The organism is Oceanobacillus polygoni (genome assembly GCF_008304605.1).
In the GTDB taxonomy this organism is placed as follows: Bacteria; Bacillota; Bacilli; order Bacillales; family Amphibacillaceae; genus Oceanobacillus; species Oceanobacillus polygoni.
Genome location: NZ_PIJY01000026.1, coordinates 96,707 through 116,742 on the forward strand (window position 1 = coordinate 96,707; position 20,036 = coordinate 116,742).

Genomic DNA, 20,036 nt, shown 5'->3' on the forward strand with positions numbered 1-20,036 from the left:
TTAAGCAATCTATCAACAAAAGAGCAACCCACTTGAAAATTAATTAAACGAAATTTTTTTGTGGTATAATCCCATCCATATATTTTTTTGCCATTAATGCATATTCAAAGGGATTTGCTTTTGCAGGATCTTGTTCTGCTTCAACGATAATCCAGCCTTCGTAATCGCTTTCATAGATTGTCCTTACTATTGGAGTAAAATCAATCATACCATCTCCTGGCACGGTAAAAGCACCTTTTTTAACACCTGTTAAAAAGCTATCATTATTCTCTTTGACCTCTTTTAAAACCTCTTCACGGATGTCTTTAAAGTGAATATGCTTAATACGAGATTGATGTTTTTGATAAACTCCATCCAAATCCTCACCAGAAAAAACGAGATGTCCGGTATCATAAAGTAATGAAACTTTGTCAGGATCTGTATTTTCCATCAGTCGATCAATTTCTTCCGTTGTTTGTACACCAGTACCCATATGGTGGTGATAAACAATTTTCATATCTTTTTCCCCAGCCAATTCACCGAGTCTGTGCAGACCACTTATTAATTTGTCCCATTCTTCATTCGTAAAAATAGGTTTTTCTTTAAAAAGTGGAGTGTCCATATTCCCTTGAATACTGCGACCTTGTTCTGAGACAACAATCACCTTTGCTCCCAGTTCATATAGGAAATCTCGATGGGCTATAAATTCTTTTTCGGTTTCTTCAAATGGCTTTGTTGTTAAAAAGGCACTGAACCACGCGCTTGCTACTTGAAGATTCCTCGGTTCTAAATATCTTTTTAAAGTATTAGGGTTTTTCGGATACTTATTTCCGATTTCTGTTCCAGTATATTGTGCGAGTGCCATTTCACTAATGCATTGTTCAAAACTATTTTCACTACCTAATTCTGGCATGTCATCATTTGTCCAAGCAATGGGTGCACATCCAAATTGGATTTTTTCATTTGTAGTCATATAAGTTAGCTCCTTATACTTTCTAATGATGGTATGTCAACGATTTCATTTGTATCAATGGATTTCTGTAAAGCGGTTGCAACTTTAGTACCTTGTAAACCATCAAACGCACTTACACCTGGCTGACGTTTCTCGTTAATACAAGTTATAAATTCTTTCATTTCATTAATAAAAGCTTCTTTAAAACGTTCAGGAAAATGTTGAGATGTTGGGCGAACCACACCATGCTCATTAAATACAGACACTAAATTCTTTTCTGGAATAGCAGCGATACGTAGCATGCCTTTTGTCCCGATTAGTTCTGTTTCTACATGATAGCCATGTGCCGCATTACGTCCTGCAACAAGCATTGCAATTGTTTTATCCTCTAATTGCATCATTGCAGCACCTGTCTCTAATTCATTCACTTCATCCAATTCTGGATATGCCGCATTTTTACCCAATGCCCATACTCGCTTCACTTCTTTACCTGAGAACCATCTCACTAAATCAATGTCATGAATCGACATGTCTGCAAATAGTCCACCACTATTACTTGCACCAGCAAATTTCACAAAGCTTTCAAGCCCCGAACTCGGATCAATTCCATAACAGCGAATTAATGTAAGTTCACCTAGCTCTCCATTATCAACCATTTCTTTTGCATATTGATAGGATTCGTCGAAACGTCTCATAAAGCCAATTTGGAACACTTGTTCAGGATGAGCATTTATGATTTCAACGGTTTTTTCAATATCTTCTATTTCTAGACCAAGCGGCTTCTCACTGAATACATGTAATCCTTTTTCGATAGCTAAACGAATTTGTTCTGTATGAAACCCTGAAGGAGATACAATACAAACAGCATCCACATTTGGGCTATCTACCATTTCTTCATATGTTAAGTAAGTTTCTTCAACACCTAGTTCAACTCTAGCAAATTCCAACTCTTCTTCTGCAATACTACAAGCGGCTGTTAATGTAGCCCCAGGGATATGGTTTGCTATATTCATAGCATGGGTTCTACCTAGTCTACCAAGTCCAACAATTCCTAATTTTATATCGCTCATTTTCTATTACCTCCGCGCTACACTGATGTTTGATAGTTATGTGGAAGCTTAAATTGGAATAGTAATTTAAGCTTCCTCACTATGTTAGTATTGTTTTGCTTTTTCTCTCATTTCTACCTTTTCTGCGTATGCTTTCTGAACCTTTTCACTTTCTGAAACCTCAGCTACACCTACATTCCACCAGCTCTCATAGCCCTCTGTCATGGTCTTTGGTAACACTTTCATTTCAATAAGCGTAGATGTTTCTTGCTTTTTCGCATCTTCTAAGGCAGCTTTTAATTCTTCTACGGTATTCGCACGATAAACCTTTGCTCCGTACCCTTCTGCAACTTTTGCATAATCAATATTTAAAATTTGGTTGTCATGTGTCCTGAATTCGGTGAAATAACTTCCACTACCATGACCCATTTGTAAATTATTAATACAGCCAAAACCAGAGTTATCGAATAACAATATATTTATTTTTTTATTATATTGTAGAGCTGTAATCAGTTCAGAGTGCATCATAAGGAAACTTCCATCCCCAACAAAGGAATATACTTCCTTGTCTGGATCGGCCAATTTCACACCTAATGCACCAGAAACTTCATATCCCATACAAGAGTAACCGTATTCAACATGATACGTATTTGTTGCAGTTGGATTCCAGATCCGTTGCATGTCACCTGGTAACGAACCTGCCGAGGTAACCACATTACTATTGGGTGATATCGTATCGTTTATTGTTAGTAATGCAGTAGTTTGAGCAAATTCTGTATTCAGTGCATCTGCATATTCATTTAATATTTCTTGAGTAAAGTGATCCTTTACTTCTGGATCAAATTGATCACGTTTAAATGAAACATTTCCTAAACGATTACGTTCAGCTGACCATTCTTCTTTTAAATCCGAAATAGTATTGCCAAACTCCGTTAAATAACCTTCCAGTAATGGAACAAGTTGCTCTAGTGTAGCTTTTGCATCTGCGACTACTTGGAATGCATCTAGTTTATATGCCTGCATCCGGCTAACATTAATATTTAAAAATTTAGCGGTTTCAAAATCAAAAGCAGTTTTGGAGGAGGTAGCAAAATCTGTATACCTTGTTCCAATACCGATAATTAAATCGGATTCTTTAGCCGCCTTGTTTGCTGCTAGCGTACCTGTAACCCCTAAGCCACCTAAATTATTTGGAAAGGTAGATTCAATAGTAGATTTACCAGCTTGTGTTTCTACTAATGGAATATGATGTTTCTCAGAGATTTCTATTAAAACTTCACGTGCCTCCGAATAATTAGCCCCACCACCTACTACGATGACAGGCTTTTTGCTTGATTTAATTAACACAGCTGCTCCATTTAATTCACGTTCCACTGGTGCTTTCCTATCTAAATAGTGAACGCGTTTTTCAAAGAACTTCGCATCATAATCAAACGCTTCCCCTTCTACATCTTGTGAAATACATACAGTTGCTGGACCTGCTTTAGCCGGGTCTGTCATAACTTCAAATGCACGAAGTAAGCTTGACATCAATTGTTCTGGACGAGTAACACGGTCCCAATATCTAGAAACCGGTTGTAATACATCATTCGTCGTTACTGCTGCACTATGTTCATGTTCTACTTGTTGCAGGACTGGATCCGGTTGTCTTGATGCAAATGTATCGCCCGGCAAAAATAATACTGGAATATTGTTCGCTAAAGCAGTTCCTGCAGCAGCTGCAAGGTTAGCAGAACCAGGACCTACTGAAGTCGTTACCGCATAAATTTTTTGACGAAGCTTTTGCTTGCTATAAGCAATAGCCGCATGTGCCATCCCTTGCTCATTCTTTCCTTGGAATACCTTCAAATGTCCAGGATCTTGTTCAAGGGCTTGCCCTATTCCAAGTACATTTCCATGTCCAAAAATGTTAAAGACACCTTCTACAAAAGGGAACTCTTTCCCATCAACATAGATATATTGTTGATTTAAAAACTTTACTAATGCTTGGGCGGTTGTTAGTCTTATCTTGTTTTCCATCTGATATCCGACCTTTCCCTTTACGATTACTAGGAAGTATGATTAAGCATTCACTGCAATTAATTCTTCAATTTCCTCTACAGTAGGCATTGCTTCGGAAGAGCTATGTTTAGAAACAACGATTGAAGCTGAAGCACTACCAAATTTTAATGCGGTTTCAATATCTTTCCCATTAATTAATGCATATAGGAAAGCTGAAGCATAAGAATCGCCTGCACCAAAGGTTTTCAACACTTTTGTCTTATATGCGTGACCGCGATAAATATCGCCAGCTTTTGTATAGGCATAAGAACCTTCAACACCATGTTTGATGACAATTAAATCAGATTGATGGTTAAATAAATGAGCAACCGTTTTTTGGTTGTCTCCTTCGCCTTCTTCTATGTTTTCCATCATATCGTATTCATCACGTGTACCAATCACAACATCTGACTGCTGCGCAACTAATGAATAATAGACAGCCGTTTCTTCTTTCGATTTCCATGTATATGGACGATAATCTAATTCAAAAATTACTTTTACATCATTCTTTCTTGCAAGTCCAACTGCTTTTATAACAGCTTCTCTAGAAGGGCTTTGAGCTAAAGCGGTTCCAGAAACTAATAAGACTTTAGCTTGTTTAATATAATCTTCATGTACTTCATCTTGATGTAGGTAAAGGTCAGCGACTTCTTCACGATACATTAGAATGCTACATTCTTCTGGACTTTTAATCTCTGTAAATGTTAGTCCAGCTTTACGTCCCTCTGTATCTACAACCATATTGGAAGTATCAATTCCTGTATCTGACATATATTTTTTTATGAAATTCCCATGTTGATCATCTGGAATCTTTCCGATAAATCCAGCCTTGAGTCCTAATTTAGAGCTTCCGATCGCTATGTTAGCTGGAGAGCCACCAACATATTTAGAAAAAGTCATCGTCTCTTCCATTGGACGGTTATATTCCGTTGCATTCAAGTCAATACATGCACGACCGATTGCAATAATATCGTATTCTCGATTATTGTTGAATTCATAACTCATGTTTATTTAACCCCTCTCGGTTGACGTTATTTTCGATCTAGAATCCATTCATGATCCGGATCATTATAGAATTTCCAGACTTTTTCTGGTCCCGCCATCACATTTAAATAATAAGAGCTATACCCATCCGGAACGCCTACTGGATGATAACCTGCTGGCACAAGAACTACGTCTCCGTTTTCAACGGTCATCGTTTCATCAATCGAACGATCGTCTGTATATACACGTTGGAATACAAACCCTTGTGGTGGATCCATTTCATGATAATAGCTTTCTTCTAAAAATGATTCATGTGGCAAGTTTTCTTGATCATGTTTATGTGGCGGATAACTTGACCAGTTTCCTGTTTCGGTGAATACTTCAACAACTAGTAAACTATTAGCAGAAGGATCCGAATCCGGTAAGATATTATGCACTAAACGTTTGTTGCTGTACTTCCCTCTATTTTCGATACCATTATCTTCTGCTTTAATTAATTTTGTAGGCAATTGCTTCTCAGATGGGGAATAACAAAGTGCTACTCTTGCATTAGACACCGCTTCCACTTGAAACTTACTGTCATTTGATACATAGATACTATCAGTCGGTTTCCTTTCAAAAACACTTTGACGCGTACCTAGATTACCGAACGTTCGATCACCTTCTGTTACATTAATCTTTCCAGTTAATGCAACAATGCAGCATTCTTCTTTTCCTAATGCTTCTTCATAATTAGCGCCTGGTATAAGATCAATAACCTTAAAACCGACATATTTTAGACCCGAATTTTCTTGGGTTACTTCATGTACTAGTGTTACACCTTCTCCTATCTGTTCTTGCATAGTTTTACGGAGTAATTTACTCATTCTAAAAATCCTCCTTGGTCAAAATTTTGAACAAGGGAGAGAATCACTCTCCCTTTTCTTCAATTCTAGGTATTAGTTAAATTTTGGTGCTGCATAACGTGCTGTTACCACTTTTTTACGTGTATAGAAATCAACACCATCTTTACCATTTGCGTGTAACGTACCGTAGAAGGAAGACTTCCAGCCTGAGAACGGGAAGAACGCCATTGGAGCCGGTACTCCTAGGTTAATTCCAAGCATTCCTGCATCGATGTTCTCACGGAAGTAACGGATTGATGAAGCATTCGTTGAGAATAAGCAAGCACCGTTTGCAAATTCAGATTGATTTGCTAGCTCTACCGCTTCTTTCAAGTTACTTACACGGATTACAGATAATACTGGAGCAAAAATTTCATCTTTCCAGATCGTCATATCAGTTGTTACACCTTCAAAGATTGTTGGCCCAACAAAGAATCCGCCATCTAAATCGTCCTTACGACCATCCCTTACGAGCGTTGCACCTTCATTAATACCTTTTTCAATGTAATCTAGCGTACGTTTTTGATTTTCTTCACGAATAACTGGTCCTAAGAATACACCATCATCTAAACCGTTACCCATTTTTACATTGTCAGCAGCTTCTTTTAATTTTGCCATAAATTTATCGGCAACCTCATCTTCAACTGTTACAACTGCACATGCCATACAACGTTCGCCGGCTGAACCGAATGCAGAAGCGATAACATCTTTAACTGCAGCATCTAAGTCCGCATCTTTTAGTACAGTTGTGTGGTTTTTCGCACCAGTAAGTGCTTGTACACGTTTTAGGTTTTCGCTACCACGTTTGTAAACATATTCTCCAACTGGTTGAGAACCAACAAAAGAAATCGCCTTAACATTCGGATGATCCAAGATACCGTTTACAACATCATGCGCACCATACACTAAATTGAATACTCCATTTGGCAGACCAGCTTCAGCTAATAAATCTGCTAGTTTTTCAGTTAATAATGGCGTTTTTTCTGATGGTTTCATAATGAATGAGTTACCCATTGCAATGGCCATCGGGAACATCCAGCAAGGTACCATCATCGGGAAGTTAAATGGCGTTATTCCACCTACGACACCAATTGGATAACGATAGTTCGTCGCTTCTACATCTGTCGCGATATTTGGAAGTGAATCTCCCATCATTAGTGTTGGAGCGCCTGCAGCAAATTCAACATTTTCAATTCCACGTCCAACTTCACCTAAAGCTTCGCTTGTGTTTTTACCGTTTTCAAGTGTGATTAGACGAGCTAACTCTTCTTGATTTTTTTGTAATAATTGTTGATAGTTAAATAGAATCCTTGCTCGTTTTTGAACCGGTACATTTTTCCAGGTTTCAAATGCCTTTTGAGCAACTTCTGCCGCAAAGTCCACTTCTTCTTTTGTTGAAAGAGGAACTTGTGCAATTACTTCTTTCGTCGCTGGGTTATATACATCTTCATATTGAGTAGTTTTACTTTCTACCCACTCTCCATTGATAAAGTTCTTTAACTTTCTTACTTTTGTTAATACAGTCATGTTTATTTCCTCCCTATATTTTACTAGTGGTTTCTATCTTCTAGTGAAACTCACCATTTCTTAGTTCTTTAAACACCTTATGATTATATAATAATACTGTTATCGCTTTCAGTCAACATTTTACTGTTACTTTATTGTTAACTTTTTATCAACTATTATCAAAACAACCAAAAATAAGTCAAATTCCAGGATTCTTAACAAGAGTTAATAGAGCGTTTTGGGTTAATTCGTAGGTTTATTATTTTAATAAAACAGAAAAACCTTTGAAATCTTTCTTTCAAAGGCCTATATAATCAAACTTCTAATAAAGTAATTGGATTTCCCTTTAATGGATTGAAGAAAAACTAAATATCATCAAAAAACTATAGGCAACAATTAATAAAAGGAAGGCTTCAATTCATTTTAATAGGTTCTAAAATCTTCTTATTTTTAATCTCATAAATGAAGAATCGGACTATCACATTGATTTTTACATATACCTAAAGCTCACCAGTCAAAAACTGTGCTTTACCAAAGCCAAAACTCCATTCTCCAGCTCCATTTGTTACAATGGAAACCATGACATCATGTGGTTCAATACCACATCTTTCTCCTAGTTCCTTGACTAGGATCTGATAGAATTCCTTTTTAGCTTTGTCACTTCTCTGAGTGCTACGAATAGAAATCACAACTACTTGATCACTTCGCTCAAAACCTAACCCTGTATCTTGAATAATCATTTCATTTTTCTTGTGTTGCGTAATAATTTGAAAACGATCCCTTTCTGGCACACCAAACGCTCTAACAACTGCATCATGTGTAGCATCTAGCAACACTTTTAATGCTTCATCCGTTCTACCTTCAATTACATCAAATCGTATTAATGGCATGTATTGTTCCTCCTTAATTTTTAGTTGTATTAGTTTGCGGAGTTAGCAATTTAATCTGGCGGTTCTTTGCATACTCAACATATTTATGATGCGGCAATCTATCTGTGACGAGATAATCAATCTCATCCAAACCGCAATACGTCGTTAATGAAGATTCATCAAACTTACTATGATCAACTAATAAAAACACCTCTTCGCTTCGCTTGACGACACATGTCTTCAACTCACTTTCAATCGGTAGCGAATTGGTTACACCATTATTTATGGAAACACCTGTTGAAGCGAGGAAGGCCTTATTAATGTTGTATCCATTTATTAAGTTTTTGTTATCCATACTGGTTAGTGATTTGGTCTTACGTTCAAGCATTCCACCTGTAGAAAAGACATCAATTCCTTCATATGGAAGTGCATTAATTACTAAATCGATATTATTGGTTACGATTGTTAAATTCAGATGTTTGATATATTCAAGCATTTTAGGTGTCGTTGTTCCTGAATCAATAAATATAATGTCACCATCTTTTACATATTCCGCTGCAAGTTTGGCAATTTCTTGTTTCTCTGTATGGCTTCGTACCTTTCTATCATTAAATGGTACAACTGTTGAACGATTAACACATACACCACCATATATTTTATTAAAGTCTCCACTATCGACCAATTCTTGAACATCTCTACGGATCGTATTTTTGGATACATTAAATTTCGCTACAAGTTCATCCAATGATACCGTTTCATGTTCTTCTATATATTCTTTAATTTCACCTACTCTTTCTGTTTTTAGCATATTATTATCCCCCCCTCTCCCAACAAGTAGTACATCTTTCACACTTTTATAATACCATAACTTAACCAAGAGTTCATCATCATTTGGTTAATTTTATAAATGCATTTTATTTTTTTGGCTAATTTAATTAAATGGATTTGCTTTTTCAGAAGTATGGTAAAGGTGAATTTTAAATGAGAAGAAAAAAAGTGAGCCTTCTTTATAGCTCACTTTTCGTTAACACTACTTTTATTTCATTGTCATTTGCATATTCCTGGTATTTATCAGGTATTGCGTCTGTTACTAAGTAATCAATATCATCTAAATTACAATAGGTCGTCAATGCTACTTTTCCAAATTTGCTTTGATCAACTAATAAGAATGACTCTGCAGAGCGCTGGACAACGGATCGCTTTAACCCACTTTCCAACGGCAATGAATTCGTAACACCACTTTTTATCGACAGACCGGTAGATGCTAGAAATGCTTTTCTGATATTATAAGAATGAATGATTTCATCATTATCTGCACTTGTAAAAGAATTTGTCTTCCTCTCCAACATTCCACCCGTTGAAAAAATGTTTAAATTATCATAAGGAAGCGCCTTAACAATAAAGTCCACATTGTTTGTAATAATGGTTAACTCTTTGTCTTTAATAAACTCAACCATTTCAACTGTTGTTGTACCAGAATCGATAAAAATGATGTCACCGTCTTCTACAAATTCCGCTGCAGCTTGACCAATTTTCTGTTTTTCTTTAAAGTTACGTATTTGTCTATCCAGAAATGGTACAGTTGAAGAAGGTTTATCAACGGCTACCCCACCATAAACCTTCTTAAAATCTCCTACTTCGATCAAATCTTGTACATCTCTTCGGATTGTATTTTTAGATACATTAAACTTCTCTACGAGCTCATCCAATGACACAGTGCCACGTTCATTGATATATTCTTGAATTTTATCCAATCGTTTTGTTTTTAACACGATCATCCGTCCTTTGTACATCAAATAACTTTTTTCAAAATGTTATAGAACTTTTTTCTACATATTGATTAACTTTTGGTTTTATTTTATCATTGTTATCGCTTTCTTTCAATTTATTTCATAATTTTTACTCATCAATAGACCTATTATGTATACAACAGGATGCAATAGCACAATATTTATGCATACATATACAAACACTGCCCTTTTAAGTATAAAGTAGTGTTTGTTTTCTAAAACACAAAGCCATTATCGCTAATACTGTCGATATCCATGTAAAACTTATACATCTCATTATCCAATCTAAATAATTTTGCGTAAATCTTCCTTTAGCCACTACCTCACGATAGCCACTTTGCCTTCCGCTAACAGTTGCAACTGCATAGCCTGTATTAGATGTTCACCACAAAGTTTTCCGACCCATGCAGGGCGCACATAAAAAAGATACAATCCCCACACTCTGGAATTATATCTTTTTGTTAATTACTGATAGAAATTATTCTTTTACTTCTTAGTAACTTAATTAATATCTTCTTCTAATCTAGAATAAACTTACTTTTCAAGCATATCTGACGTATTAATCCATATGCGACCCACCATTAATATCAATCTCTTCACCAGTTATATAAGAAGCTTCATCTGAAACTAAGAATGCAATTGTTGATGCAATCTCATCAGTTTCACCAGGGCGACCAACAGGGATACCGTCAATTACTTTTCGTGCATCATCTTTAGGAAGTGACTTCCAAATTTCCGTGTTCACAAGACCTGGTGCTACACAGTTAACCGTAATTCCATCTGTCGCTATTTCACGGGCAAGGTTTTTGGAGAATCCTAATACTGCAGCTTTTGAAGCAGAATAATGTGCTCCGCCGAACACGCCGCCACCTCTCTTTGCAGATACAGATGAAAGGCTTACAATTCTTCCAAATTGTTGCTCCTTCATTGGTTTCAATACTGCTTGTGTGCAAAGGAATAAACCAAACATATTTACATTAAACACTTTCGTTATATCCTCTAACGTCATATCTTCAACGGTTACCTTTTGAGAGATTCCTGCATTATTAACCAGAATATCAATTCTTCCAAATTCAGCTAGTACTTGCTCTATCATCGCATCTACAGATTCTTTACTTGTTACATTTAACTCTATTCCTAGAGCTTTACTTCCTGCTTCCTCTACCGCTCTTACAGTGTCTTCAATACCTTCCACATTTAAGTCCGCTACGACAATAGACGCTCCTTGCTTTGCTAATGTTAAAGCAATATTTCTTCCGATTCCTTTTGGTGATCCACTTCCAGTTACGATTGCCACTTTATTATTTAATTTAAACATGATTTGTTCCCCCTAGTTGTTATTCGAATACGATAGTTTATCGTATTCCTACATTATTTTTTATAAGAAAAGCAGTGTAAGTTGCGGTATAACAGCAATAACGATTAAACCAGCTAAAATGACAAAGAAGAATGGAATAGATGCTTTCGCCAATACCGGCATACTTAATCCAGATATTCCAGATCCAACAAACAAATTGACACCTAATGGTGGTGTTATAAATCCAATTGCTAGTGTTACAATCATAACAATTCCAAAATGAATTGGATTCATTCCAATTTCCAGGGCTACCGGAAATAGAATTGGTGTAAATATAATTACAGCAGCTGATGTATCAATGAATAAACCTATAATTAATAGCATCAATATAATAAGCATTAGAATTACAATGCCGTTCTGGGAAACTGATAGGAATGCCTCTGCAAATGCTTGAGGTATTCTTTCCATTGATAAAATTGTTCCAAATGCATTTGCTGTTCCAATAATAATTAAAATCGCCACAGAACTTAGAGCTGCGTTTCTAAAAATTGCATGTAGATCGCTGAACTTAATAGCCTTATGTAGGAAAACACTGACAAATAAAGCGTAAACTACTGCTACAACAGCAGCTTCCGTTGGTGTAAAAATCCCTCCATAAATACCACCAAGAATAATGATTGGTACAAGTAAAGACCACTTCGATTTATTAATCGCTTGGAATAACTTTTTCCAACTGAATTGTTCATTTGTCCCTGTGTAACCCATTTTTTTCGAATGTATATATGCCCAAACCATAATAAACAGTCCGATTAAAATCCCTGGGAGAATTCCTCCAAAGAATAGATCACCAATTGACTCGTTTGCTGATATTCCGAATAACACCATTGGTATACTCGGCGGAAGAATAATACCTAATGAACCAGCAGAAGCAATAAGCGCAGTAGCAAATTTTTTGTCATATCCTTCTGCAACCATTGCTGGTATCATAATCCCTCCAACTGCAGCTACTGTTGCAGGCCCTGAACCAGAAATCGCTGCAAAAAACATGGAAGTGATAACTGCAGCCATTGCAAATCCACCAGTAAATCGTCCGACGAATACATTTGCCAGGTCAAAAAGCCGTGTCGAGATACCACCTTTCCCCATAATTTCTCCAGCAAGTATGAAGAATGGAATTGCCATCAAGGCAAAATTATCCGTGGATGTAACTAACCCTTGTGACAAAAAGGTAATCGATATATTCGGTGAATAGATGGCTGTGATAAGTCCAGCAATCCCTAATGCAATCCCAATAGGTACCGTTAACGCCATAAACAGAAAGAAACTTCCAAATAACACAAAAGTCGTCATACAATTTCCTCCTGTCCGTTAACAATCTGCTCTGTTGCACTATTTTTTGAATCATGCTGTCCATCAGATTTTAACGCTTTCAATTCTTTTACTTCTAATGCAATGTTTTGGAGCAATCGAATTGATGCTAGCGCCATCCCCATAACTGGAGCTGCATATACCCAACTTAGTGGTAGTTGTAAGGCTGCCGATTCCCTCGTAACCCTTAAAACAATATCTAAACCATAGTAAGTCATGACAATAGCAAATAAGAGAAATGACACATTCGCAATAATGCCAACTATTAATTTCCCCTTTTCTTTAAACAACATTGCCAAAGCATCAACACCTAAATGCTTTTTCTTCTTTACTCCGTAGCTTACTCCGATATAAATCATCCAAATAAACGCATATCGTGCAATTTCCTCTGACCAGGTTAAAGAACTACCAAACACATATCGCATGACAACCTGAAGGAAAATAATAATTACTGTAAAAGCACTTAAGAATACGAGGATATATTCTTCAAAATGCTCATCCAACCATCTAAGTATTTTCATTAGCTGCTTGTCCCCCCGTCGTATAAAATGATTACTCTGCCGCTTGTATCACTTGATCCACGAATTCATCTCCAAACCTTCCTTTGAAAGCTTCATAGACTCTATCTATCCTCTCTTTAAATAATTCGGTATCAGGATAAACAATCGTCATACCAGCTTCTTCTAATTCTTCAATCATTTTCTCTTCGTTTTCCGTTAATAAATTTCGGTGAAATTGTGCCGCTTCTAAGGCACTTTCTTCAATAATTGCTTGTTCCTTAGCTGTAAGTGATTGCCAAAACTCTTCACTTATTGCAACAGGCAATGGCATATATTGATGGCTTGACATAATCAAGTAATCTTGAACTTCATTAAATTTGCTTGCATACGTGTTAGCGATTGGATTTTCCTGTGCATCTACAGTACCTTGCTGAAGTCCCATGTATAGTTCACCAAAAGCCATCGGTGTTGGGTTAGCTCCTAAAGATGAGAAGGTACTTATTGATATCGGAAATTCTGGTGTTCTAATCTTTAGTCCTCGTAAATCTTCCGGATTCTCAATATTCTTATTGGCTGTAATATGACGGAAACCGTTTTCAAAATAGGCAATTATTCTCAAATTATCTTCTAAGAACGGTGCGGCTACTTCTTTTCCAATTTCCCCATCGAGAACATCCCACGCTTCTTCATAGGTATCGAATAGATATGGAAGTTCAAATACACTTATTCGTTGGTCATACTGACTAAATGCACTTGCAGCAACCATTTGTAGATCATTAAATGTAACACTCTCTATCATTTCTGCTTCCGATCCTAATTGCTCATTTGGATAAACCTGCACTTCAATCTGACCATCAGATTTTCCTTCAACCAATTCCTTGAAATGCATAACAGCAATGTGTCTTTCATTGCTTTCGGCAGAGCCATGCCCAAAACGAATTGTCGTAATTTCTTCAGTAAGCGCATTACCTGTTGTAAAGAAAGCTACTGCTACCCCTATTGCTAAAGCGACAATTATAAACACGACTGTATTTCGAAGTTTATTCAATTCTTTTCCTCCCTGTCCGCCCTGATGTCTCAGTCTTTTTCAAAATAACAATTAGATTCCTATAGAAAAATTGGGTGATATACATTGATCTGACAATATAACTCTATTCGGTTAATCGATTAACACGATTATATATTGTAAACGGTTTCTATGTCAATAGAATAATTAAAAACGTTATATAACATCTATTTAATGCAACAAATATGGAGATATTTGGATTCTATATTGATTACAATTATTAGTAAAACCATTTACTAAAAAGTAGTATTTCTACCGCTCGATAATACTATTTTCCATTTATTACCTTTGCAATTTTTAGAAAAAAGTTACCAATGAGTTCTACAAGCTCCTCATTGGCAACCTAATGAAAACGTCATTTATATATTATTTGTTTTTACACTTCATACAAATTCCATATTGTGTAACAACTCATTGCGAATGGAAGCTCTCCATTTCTGTTCCACATTTTTTACAAATGATGATCCCAAATTTTTCATGATTCATTTCCTCTACTTTTTGACTCATGATAAGGCCACCAAAATGGGTGCAATTCAAAGCATTTCTTCAGCTGTATTCACAATATTTTCAACGGTAATTCCATTGATCTCCAAAAGTTTATCATATGGTGCAGATTCTCCAAAACGGTCTTGTACACCAATTCGTCTTACTTTTCCTTTTCCTTGCTCAGCTACTATTTCACTTACTGCACTACCTAAACCATTAATAATGTTGTGGTCTTCCACAGTCACAATATTACCGATTTCAATACATTCTAATACCGCTTCTTTATCAATCGGTTTAATGGTATGCATATCTAATAATTGAGCTGAAACACCTTTACTTTCTAAAATTTCCGCTGCTTGCAATGCTAAATGAACCGTATCTCCATTTGCAATCAGCGCCACATCTTTTCCATTTCTTAATTGTTTAGCTTTCCCAATTTCAAACGTTTCATTCTCATCATAAATAACAGGAACCTTATCTCGTGTAAAACGAAGGTAAACCGCACCATGCATTTCTGATGCTTGTTTAACTAGCTTTCGAGTTGAATAATAATCTGCACCCATGATCACTGTCATATTTGGTATTGTACGGAGTACTCCCATATCCTCGATAGCTTGGTGACTTCCACCATCATTAGCAGGAGTTAGCCCACCATGCGAACAAGCAATTTTCACATTCAGGTTCGGATAGCAAATTTCTTGACGAATCTGTTCTGCCATTCGTAAAGAGCCAAATACTGCGTAAGTGCTTACAAAAGGAATTTTACCAGTTGTCGCAAGTCCTGCTGCTAATCCTGCTGCATTTTGTTCTGCAATACCAACGTTAATATGCTGCTTAGGAAATTCGTTCATAAATTTTGTGGTTTTACATGAACTACCGATATCAGCGTCTACCACTAAAATATTTTTATTATTACGACCTAATTCTACAATCTCATCGCCAAAGGCTTCCCGTGTTGCGATTTGTTCCGTAGCTTTCAAATCTAAAACTGTCATGCATGTAACCCCCCTGCTAATTCTTCCATAGCTAGTTTGTACTGCTCTTCGTTCGGTGCTTTTCCATGCCAGCCAACGACATTTTCCATATAGGAAACGCCTTTTCCCTTTACTGTATTACAAACAATACATTTCGGCTTTCCATTTTTCGCTTCTCTCACTTCATCCAATGTGTCTACAATTTCCTCCATCGAATGACCATCAATTCGCTTCGTTTCAAAGCCAAATGCTTGGAATTTCTTTTCTAAATCATGGTTGGGCATTACCTCTTCTGTCGTTCCGTCAATTTGCAGACCATTATCATCGATAAATACAACTAAATTATCTAATTCATACTTCACAGCTGATTGTGCAGCTTCCCAGATCTGTCCCTCTTGGCATTCTCCATCTCCTACAACAGCGAAAACACGATAGGCTTTTTCATCTAACTTTCCTCCAAGAGCCATTCCAACAGCACAGGAAAGACCTTGCCCAAGAGAACCCGTAGATATATCTACGCCTGGACATTTTTTAGAATCTGGATGTCCTTGAAATGGAGAACCATATTCTCTTAACGTATTAATCATTTCTAGCGGAACAAACCCTTTATGCGCCAATGCAGCATATTGAATCGGTGCTACATGCCCTTTTGAGAGAACAAAGCGATCACGTTCTGCCCAATTAGGATCTTCAGGATTAACATTCATTTCTTTAAAATATAAAGCAGTTACGAAATCCGCCGCTGAAAGTGACCCACCTGGATGACCAGATTGTGCTTTATATACCATCGTTACTGCCGTTTCTCTTAATTGAATCGCTTTCTCCTTTAACCTTTCAACTGTCATACTATCCATTCTTGTCACCTCTATTGTGATTTTTATTACTCTAATACAAAATTCGTTACCTCACTAACTCAGGATAAAAATCAGTATTTTATGGAGGCACTAAATATTTAGTTAATCGATTAACCAACTTGAATGAATTATATAATGTAAGCGAAAACATGTCAACACAAATATTGCATTCTCTATATTTACGTATAATGGTTGAAGACTCGAATAAACTGAGGTAAGATGAAACTAATAGTTCGTACAGGTTAATAGTTTAACTAAGAGGAGATAACATGAAAAAAGAAACTGTAAGGAAAGAAGTAACCACGATGAAAGATATTGCAAGAGAGGCCGAGGTATCTGTTGCAACCGTTTCACATGTTATTAACAATACGAAACACATTTCCGACACAACTCGAAATAAAGTATTGCGAGTCATTGAAAGGTATAATTATGTCCCTAACTCTGCGGCAAAGAACTTGAGACAGCAATCAACAAAGACAGCAGGATTAGTTGTGTCCAGTTTCCCAGATTCCTTTGTAACTGAAATGATATTCGCTATCGAGGAACGTGCAAAAGAAATGGGATACAATTTGCTATTAGTTAATACAAATGAAGATCGTGATTATGAAGAAAAAACAATAAATTTACTCCATTCGAAGCTGGTAGATGGTATTATCCTTTCGCCAACTTCAGGTGATATTCAATACTTACAAAATTATACAAACGATAATTTTCCAATTGTGATGGTAAACCGTTATGAATCTACAATAGAAAATATCCCGAGGGTAACCGGGGACAATTTCCAATTGGGTTACGATGCTACATTGCATCTTCTTAAACATGGACACAAAAAAATAGGATTCATCTACTCGTATCCAAATGTTTCAACAACAAATGATAGGATTAGAGGTTACCAAGAAGCGTTGAAGCAATATAACATTCCGATAAACGATGATTATATTGTCCAAGGCTATGCGAAGGTTAAAGAAGGAGCAACTGCTGCAGAGCAGTTACTTGCAAAAGATGATCAAATTACTGCGCTGTTCGTTCAAAATGATTTAATGACGATTGGTGCAATAAGCAAGATCAAGGAATTAAATTTAAGTATACCTGATGATATTGCAATTATTGGATTTGGTGATTTTTCATCATCTCATATAATCGAGCCTCCAGTAACCAATATTCTCTTACCGCCTGAAACAATTGGAAGAACAGCATTTGATGTGTTGTTAAATAAAATTAATAATCCGAATTACATGAGTCATATTGAGTTACCACCTTCCATGTTAATCCGGAAATCATGTGGATGTTAAAATCTGTAGTAAAGTTATTTAATTTTACACTCCAATAGAATAACACCAAGAAATAAATTAAATACTTTTACATATAAATTTTTTATAGGGGGAAGTTTTTATGGCAGCAATTACATTTAATCAAGAACCAGTAACATTACTAGGAAATAAAGTTAAGGTTGGTGATACAGCTCCAGATTTCACTGTATTATCTAATGATTTACAAGAAGTAACATTAGATGATTATAATGGGAAAGTAAAATTAATTGTTGCTGTTCCATCAATCGATACTGGTGTTTGCTCTGAAGAAACGATTCGCTTTAATAAAGAAGCAGACACGATTCCAAATGTGCAAATTTTAACGATTAGTATGGATTTACCTTTTGCACAAGGGCGTTGGTGTGCAGCTAATGGCGTAAACCAATTGGATACTTTATCGGATCACCGCAATGCTGATTTCGGTAAAAATTATGGTGTATTAATTGAAGAGCTTCGCCTATTAGCGAGAGCAATTTTTGTGGTAGATGCTAATAATAAAATTACCTACGTGGAATATGTAAGTGAAGTAACGAATCATCCAGATTACGACAAAGCACTTCAAGCAGCAAAAGATGCGTAAACTAACGAAGACGAGGAAGCGTTCTGAACGTTTCCTCGACTTTTAGTATAACTATATATCCTCCGTCAATAGCTACTCGCCCCCCGAAACCTAACCATAACCACACCTACCGCTACCACACCAAGCACCCCCGTAAAATAAAATACTTCAGCTAGACCAAAATTTTCAGCAATCACGCCAGCTACAAGTGGACCAAAAAATATACCAAGTGCATAGAAAGACTGAAAAAATCCCATAGCTGACATCTTTAAATATCCGGGACTAATCCTCACAACCTCATCTAATAAAATTGGAAATACGAAACCAAGTGCGAGACCAATTGCAAAATGAACAAGACTAAGAGAAAAAAGTGAACTAGTAAATGGTACTAAGAACAGAAAGATAACTGTCAACCCGAAACAAACGTAAAGTATCCGTTTATTATAACGACTATCTATGTCCGTGAAAACTAGGCTTAACGATGCAAGAGCATGTGGGATGAAAAAAGCACAAATTAGCCAAATAAATGATTTCTCTGATACACCATTTTCTGCAGCGACAATTGGACTAAAACCAAAAATTGTTATAAACAAGATCGCATGCGCAATGAGTGACAAGAATGTTACCATTTTCAATCGGGGCAATGCTAACATAACCCGTAAGTGCTGTATCAACTTAGATTGCTGTGCATTAGCTTGACGCTCAACTTGTACATCTTTAATATTCCAAGCAAATAGAATACCGAGTATGGAAGCTACTGCACCAATCCAAAAAGGAGAATTCCACCCAAACTGCTCAACGATAAAGCCACTGATTGCCATACTCACAAATTGAGTAGCCACTGTGACAAATTGTAAGGTTCCCATTGCTTTCGCAGACTGGTTTGCACTGAAATAATATGTATATAAAACTGTAGCCATGACCCACATCGACGCAGTAATACCAGCAAATAAACGTGCAATCATGATCATAAAAAATGAATCAAAATAAACTAAAATGAGACAACTAATTAAGGATACGACAAACCCACCTACTAATAAATGTTTCCGTAATTTACTCAAATAGTCTGATAGCACACCAAGGGGCAAGCGCAGCAAAATTTGTGTAATTCCATAACTACCTATAATAATTCCAACTGCTGAATAGGAAAAACCTTTAGACTGTAAATACACACCGAAAACTGGTGAGTAGATATAAATCGCAAACCAAAAGCAAAATATTGCTGCTAAAAAGATAATATGATCTTTTAAAAAGATACTTTTTTGTTGTTTTTTCTCAATGGCTTCCACGCTAACACAACCTTTATTTTTTCGATTTACCTATATGTAAGATAATTCAAGATTGCAAAAATCAGGGTTTTGAACCAATCAATCTAGCTTTTTAACTCTCATTCCCCTTATAACAAAAGCAGTGTCATACAAACTAGATAAAGAAATCTGTATAGAGTTTATAGATAACGATTACTTTGTCGTTAAACTGCCTAGCTTATTTCTAACTTCTATATTATTTAGTTAGGGATTATCCGCTGTAATTAAAGTAGGAATATTATCATTTCCCACTAAGCTATTG

The 20,036-nt window shown here is 36.3% G+C and carries 18 protein-coding genes; 2 read left to right on the forward strand and 16 right to left on the reverse strand.

What is annotated here, in order from left to right; translation table 11 throughout:
* Positions 1-43 precede the first annotated feature (43 nt).
* From iolE to F1560_RS12420, 15 genes are all read right to left on the reverse strand, one after another.
* The gene (iolE, locus tag F1560_RS12350; RefSeq protein ID WP_149474939.1) at positions 44-952 is read right to left on the reverse strand and encodes a myo-inosose-2 dehydratase; all 909 of its coding nucleotides are present in this window, start codon (positions 950-952) and stop codon (positions 44-46) included.
* Positions 953-957: 5 nt separating this feature from the next.
* On the reverse strand, positions 958-2,001 hold the full coding sequence (iolG, locus tag F1560_RS12355) for an inositol 2-dehydrogenase (protein ID WP_149474940.1): 1,044 nt from the start codon (positions 1,999-2,001) through the stop codon (positions 958-960).
* A gap of 84 nt (positions 2,002-2,085) precedes the next feature.
* Positions 2,086-3,999, reverse strand: a complete 1,914-nt coding sequence (iolD, locus tag F1560_RS12360) for a 3D-(3,5/4)-trihydroxycyclohexane-1,2-dione acylhydrolase (decyclizing) (protein ID WP_149474941.1) — start codon at positions 3,997-3,999, stop codon at positions 2,086-2,088.
* Between the two features lie 42 nt (positions 4,000-4,041).
* Positions 4,042-5,025: a 5-dehydro-2-deoxygluconokinase gene (gene iolC / locus F1560_RS12365; RefSeq protein WP_149474942.1), complete on the reverse strand. Its 984-nt coding sequence runs from the start codon at positions 5,023-5,025 to the stop codon at positions 4,042-4,044.
* Between the two features lie 26 nt (positions 5,026-5,051).
* Positions 5,052-5,870, reverse strand: a complete 819-nt coding sequence (iolB, locus tag F1560_RS12370; RefSeq protein WP_149474943.1) for a 5-deoxy-glucuronate isomerase — start codon at positions 5,868-5,870, stop codon at positions 5,052-5,054.
* A 72-nt stretch (positions 5,871-5,942) separates the two neighbouring features.
* Entirely contained in the window at positions 5,943-7,415 is a 1,473-nt protein-coding gene (locus F1560_RS12375; protein ID WP_149474944.1) for a CoA-acylating methylmalonate-semialdehyde dehydrogenase, read from the reverse strand.
* Positions 7,416-7,894: 479 nt separating this feature from the next.
* Positions 7,895-8,284 (reverse strand): tautomerase family protein, encoded by a 390-nt coding sequence (locus F1560_RS12380; RefSeq protein WP_149474945.1) that lies wholly within the window; start codon positions 8,282-8,284, stop codon positions 7,895-7,897.
* 13 nt (positions 8,285-8,297) lie between these two features.
* Complete coding sequence (locus F1560_RS12385; protein WP_149474946.1) at positions 8,298-9,071, reverse strand: DeoR/GlpR family DNA-binding transcription regulator; 774 nt, start codon at positions 9,069-9,071, stop codon at positions 8,298-8,300.
* A 199-nt stretch (positions 9,072-9,270) separates the two neighbouring features.
* Complete coding sequence (locus tag F1560_RS12390) at positions 9,271-10,035, reverse strand: DeoR/GlpR family DNA-binding transcription regulator (protein WP_149474947.1); 765 nt, start codon at positions 10,033-10,035, stop codon at positions 9,271-9,273.
* A 577-nt stretch (positions 10,036-10,612) separates the two neighbouring features.
* Entirely contained in the window at positions 10,613-11,371 is a 759-nt protein-coding gene (locus tag F1560_RS12395) for an SDR family NAD(P)-dependent oxidoreductase (protein ID WP_149474948.1), read from the reverse strand.
* A 60-nt stretch (positions 11,372-11,431) separates the two neighbouring features.
* A complete protein-coding gene (locus F1560_RS12400) occupies positions 11,432-12,700 on the reverse strand; it encodes a TRAP transporter large permease (RefSeq protein WP_149474949.1) in 1,269 nt (422 codons plus the stop codon).
* The gene (locus F1560_RS12405; protein WP_149474950.1) at positions 12,697-13,239 is read right to left on the reverse strand and encodes a TRAP transporter small permease; all 543 of its coding nucleotides are present in this window, start codon (positions 13,237-13,239) and stop codon (positions 12,697-12,699) included. The genes F1560_RS12400 and F1560_RS12405 overlap by 4 nt, the downstream gene beginning before the upstream one ends.
* A gap of 31 nt (positions 13,240-13,270) precedes the next feature.
* Positions 13,271-14,266, reverse strand: a complete 996-nt coding sequence (locus F1560_RS12410) for a TRAP transporter substrate-binding protein (protein ID WP_149474951.1) — start codon at positions 14,264-14,266, stop codon at positions 13,271-13,273.
* A 551-nt stretch (positions 14,267-14,817) separates the two neighbouring features.
* Positions 14,818-15,765, reverse strand: a complete 948-nt coding sequence (locus tag F1560_RS12415; RefSeq protein ID WP_149474952.1) for a transketolase family protein — start codon at positions 15,763-15,765, stop codon at positions 14,818-14,820.
* On the reverse strand, positions 15,762-16,598 hold the full coding sequence (locus F1560_RS12420; RefSeq protein ID WP_149474953.1) for a transketolase: 837 nt from the start codon (positions 16,596-16,598) through the stop codon (positions 15,762-15,764). Before F1560_RS12420 ends, F1560_RS12415 begins: the two co-directional genes overlap by 4 nt.
* Before the next feature lie 269 nt (positions 16,599-16,867).
* Between F1560_RS12420 and F1560_RS12425 the strand changes: the two genes are divergently transcribed.
* Both F1560_RS12425 and tpx read left to right on the forward strand, forming a co-directional pair.
* Positions 16,868-17,890: a LacI family DNA-binding transcriptional regulator gene (locus F1560_RS12425; RefSeq protein WP_149474954.1), complete on the forward strand. Its 1,023-nt coding sequence runs from the start codon at positions 16,868-16,870 to the stop codon at positions 17,888-17,890.
* 100 nt (positions 17,891-17,990) lie between these two features.
* Positions 17,991-18,488, forward strand: a complete 498-nt coding sequence (gene tpx, locus F1560_RS12430) for a thiol peroxidase (protein ID WP_149474955.1) — start codon at positions 17,991-17,993, stop codon at positions 18,486-18,488.
* A gap of 65 nt (positions 18,489-18,553) precedes the next feature.
* Here the strand turns inward: tpx and F1560_RS12435 are convergent, their stop codons facing one another.
* Positions 18,554-19,756, reverse strand: coding sequence for an MFS transporter (locus F1560_RS12435; RefSeq protein ID WP_149474956.1), 1,203 nt, complete (start codon positions 19,754-19,756; stop codon positions 18,554-18,556).
* Between the last annotated feature and the right edge of the window lie 280 nt (positions 19,757-20,036).

Coding starts and splice junctions, on each gene's coding strand:
- iolE (WP_149474939.1), bottom strand. CDS start 952: ATGACTACAAATGAAAAAATCCAATTTGGATGTGCACCCATTGCTTGG.
- iolG (WP_149474940.1), bottom strand. CDS start 2,001: ATGAGCGATATAAAATTAGGAATTGTTGGACTTGGTAGACTAGGTAGA.
- iolD (WP_149474941.1), bottom strand. CDS start 3,999: ATGGAAAACAAGATAAGACTAACAACCGCCCAAGCATTAGTAAAGTTT.
- iolC (WP_149474942.1), bottom strand. CDS start 5,025: ATGAGTTATGAATTCAACAATAATCGAGAATACGATATTATTGCAATC.
- iolB (WP_149474943.1), bottom strand. CDS start 5,870: ATGAGTAAATTACTCCGTAAAACTATGCAAGAACAGATAGGAGAAGGT.
- F1560_RS12375 (WP_149474944.1), bottom strand. CDS start 7,415: ATGACTGTATTAACAAAAGTAAGAAAGTTAAAGAACTTTATCAATGGA.
- F1560_RS12380 (WP_149474945.1), bottom strand. CDS start 8,284: ATGCCATTAATACGATTTGATGTAATTGAAGGTAGAACGGATGAAGCA.
- F1560_RS12385 (WP_149474946.1), bottom strand. CDS start 9,071: ATGCTAAAAACAGAAAGAGTAGGTGAAATTAAAGAATATATAGAAGAA.
- F1560_RS12395 (WP_149474948.1), bottom strand. CDS start 11,371: ATGTTTAAATTAAATAATAAAGTGGCAATCGTAACTGGAAGTGGATCA.
- F1560_RS12400 (WP_149474949.1), bottom strand. CDS start 12,700: ATGACGACTTTTGTGTTATTTGGAAGTTTCTTTCTGTTTATGGCGTTA.
- F1560_RS12405 (WP_149474950.1), bottom strand. CDS start 13,239: ATGAAAATACTTAGATGGTTGGATGAGCATTTTGAAGAATATATCCTC.
- F1560_RS12415 (WP_149474952.1), bottom strand. CDS start 15,765: ATGACAGTTTTAGATTTGAAAGCTACGGAACAAATCGCAACACGGGAA.
- F1560_RS12420 (WP_149474953.1), bottom strand. CDS start 16,598: ATGGATAGTATGACAGTTGAAAGGTTAAAGGAGAAAGCGATTCAATTA.
- F1560_RS12425 (WP_149474954.1), top strand. CDS start 16,868: ATGAAAAAAGAAACTGTAAGGAAAGAAGTAACCACGATGAAAGATATT.
- tpx (WP_149474955.1), top strand. CDS start 17,991: ATGGCAGCAATTACATTTAATCAAGAACCAGTAACATTACTAGGAAAT.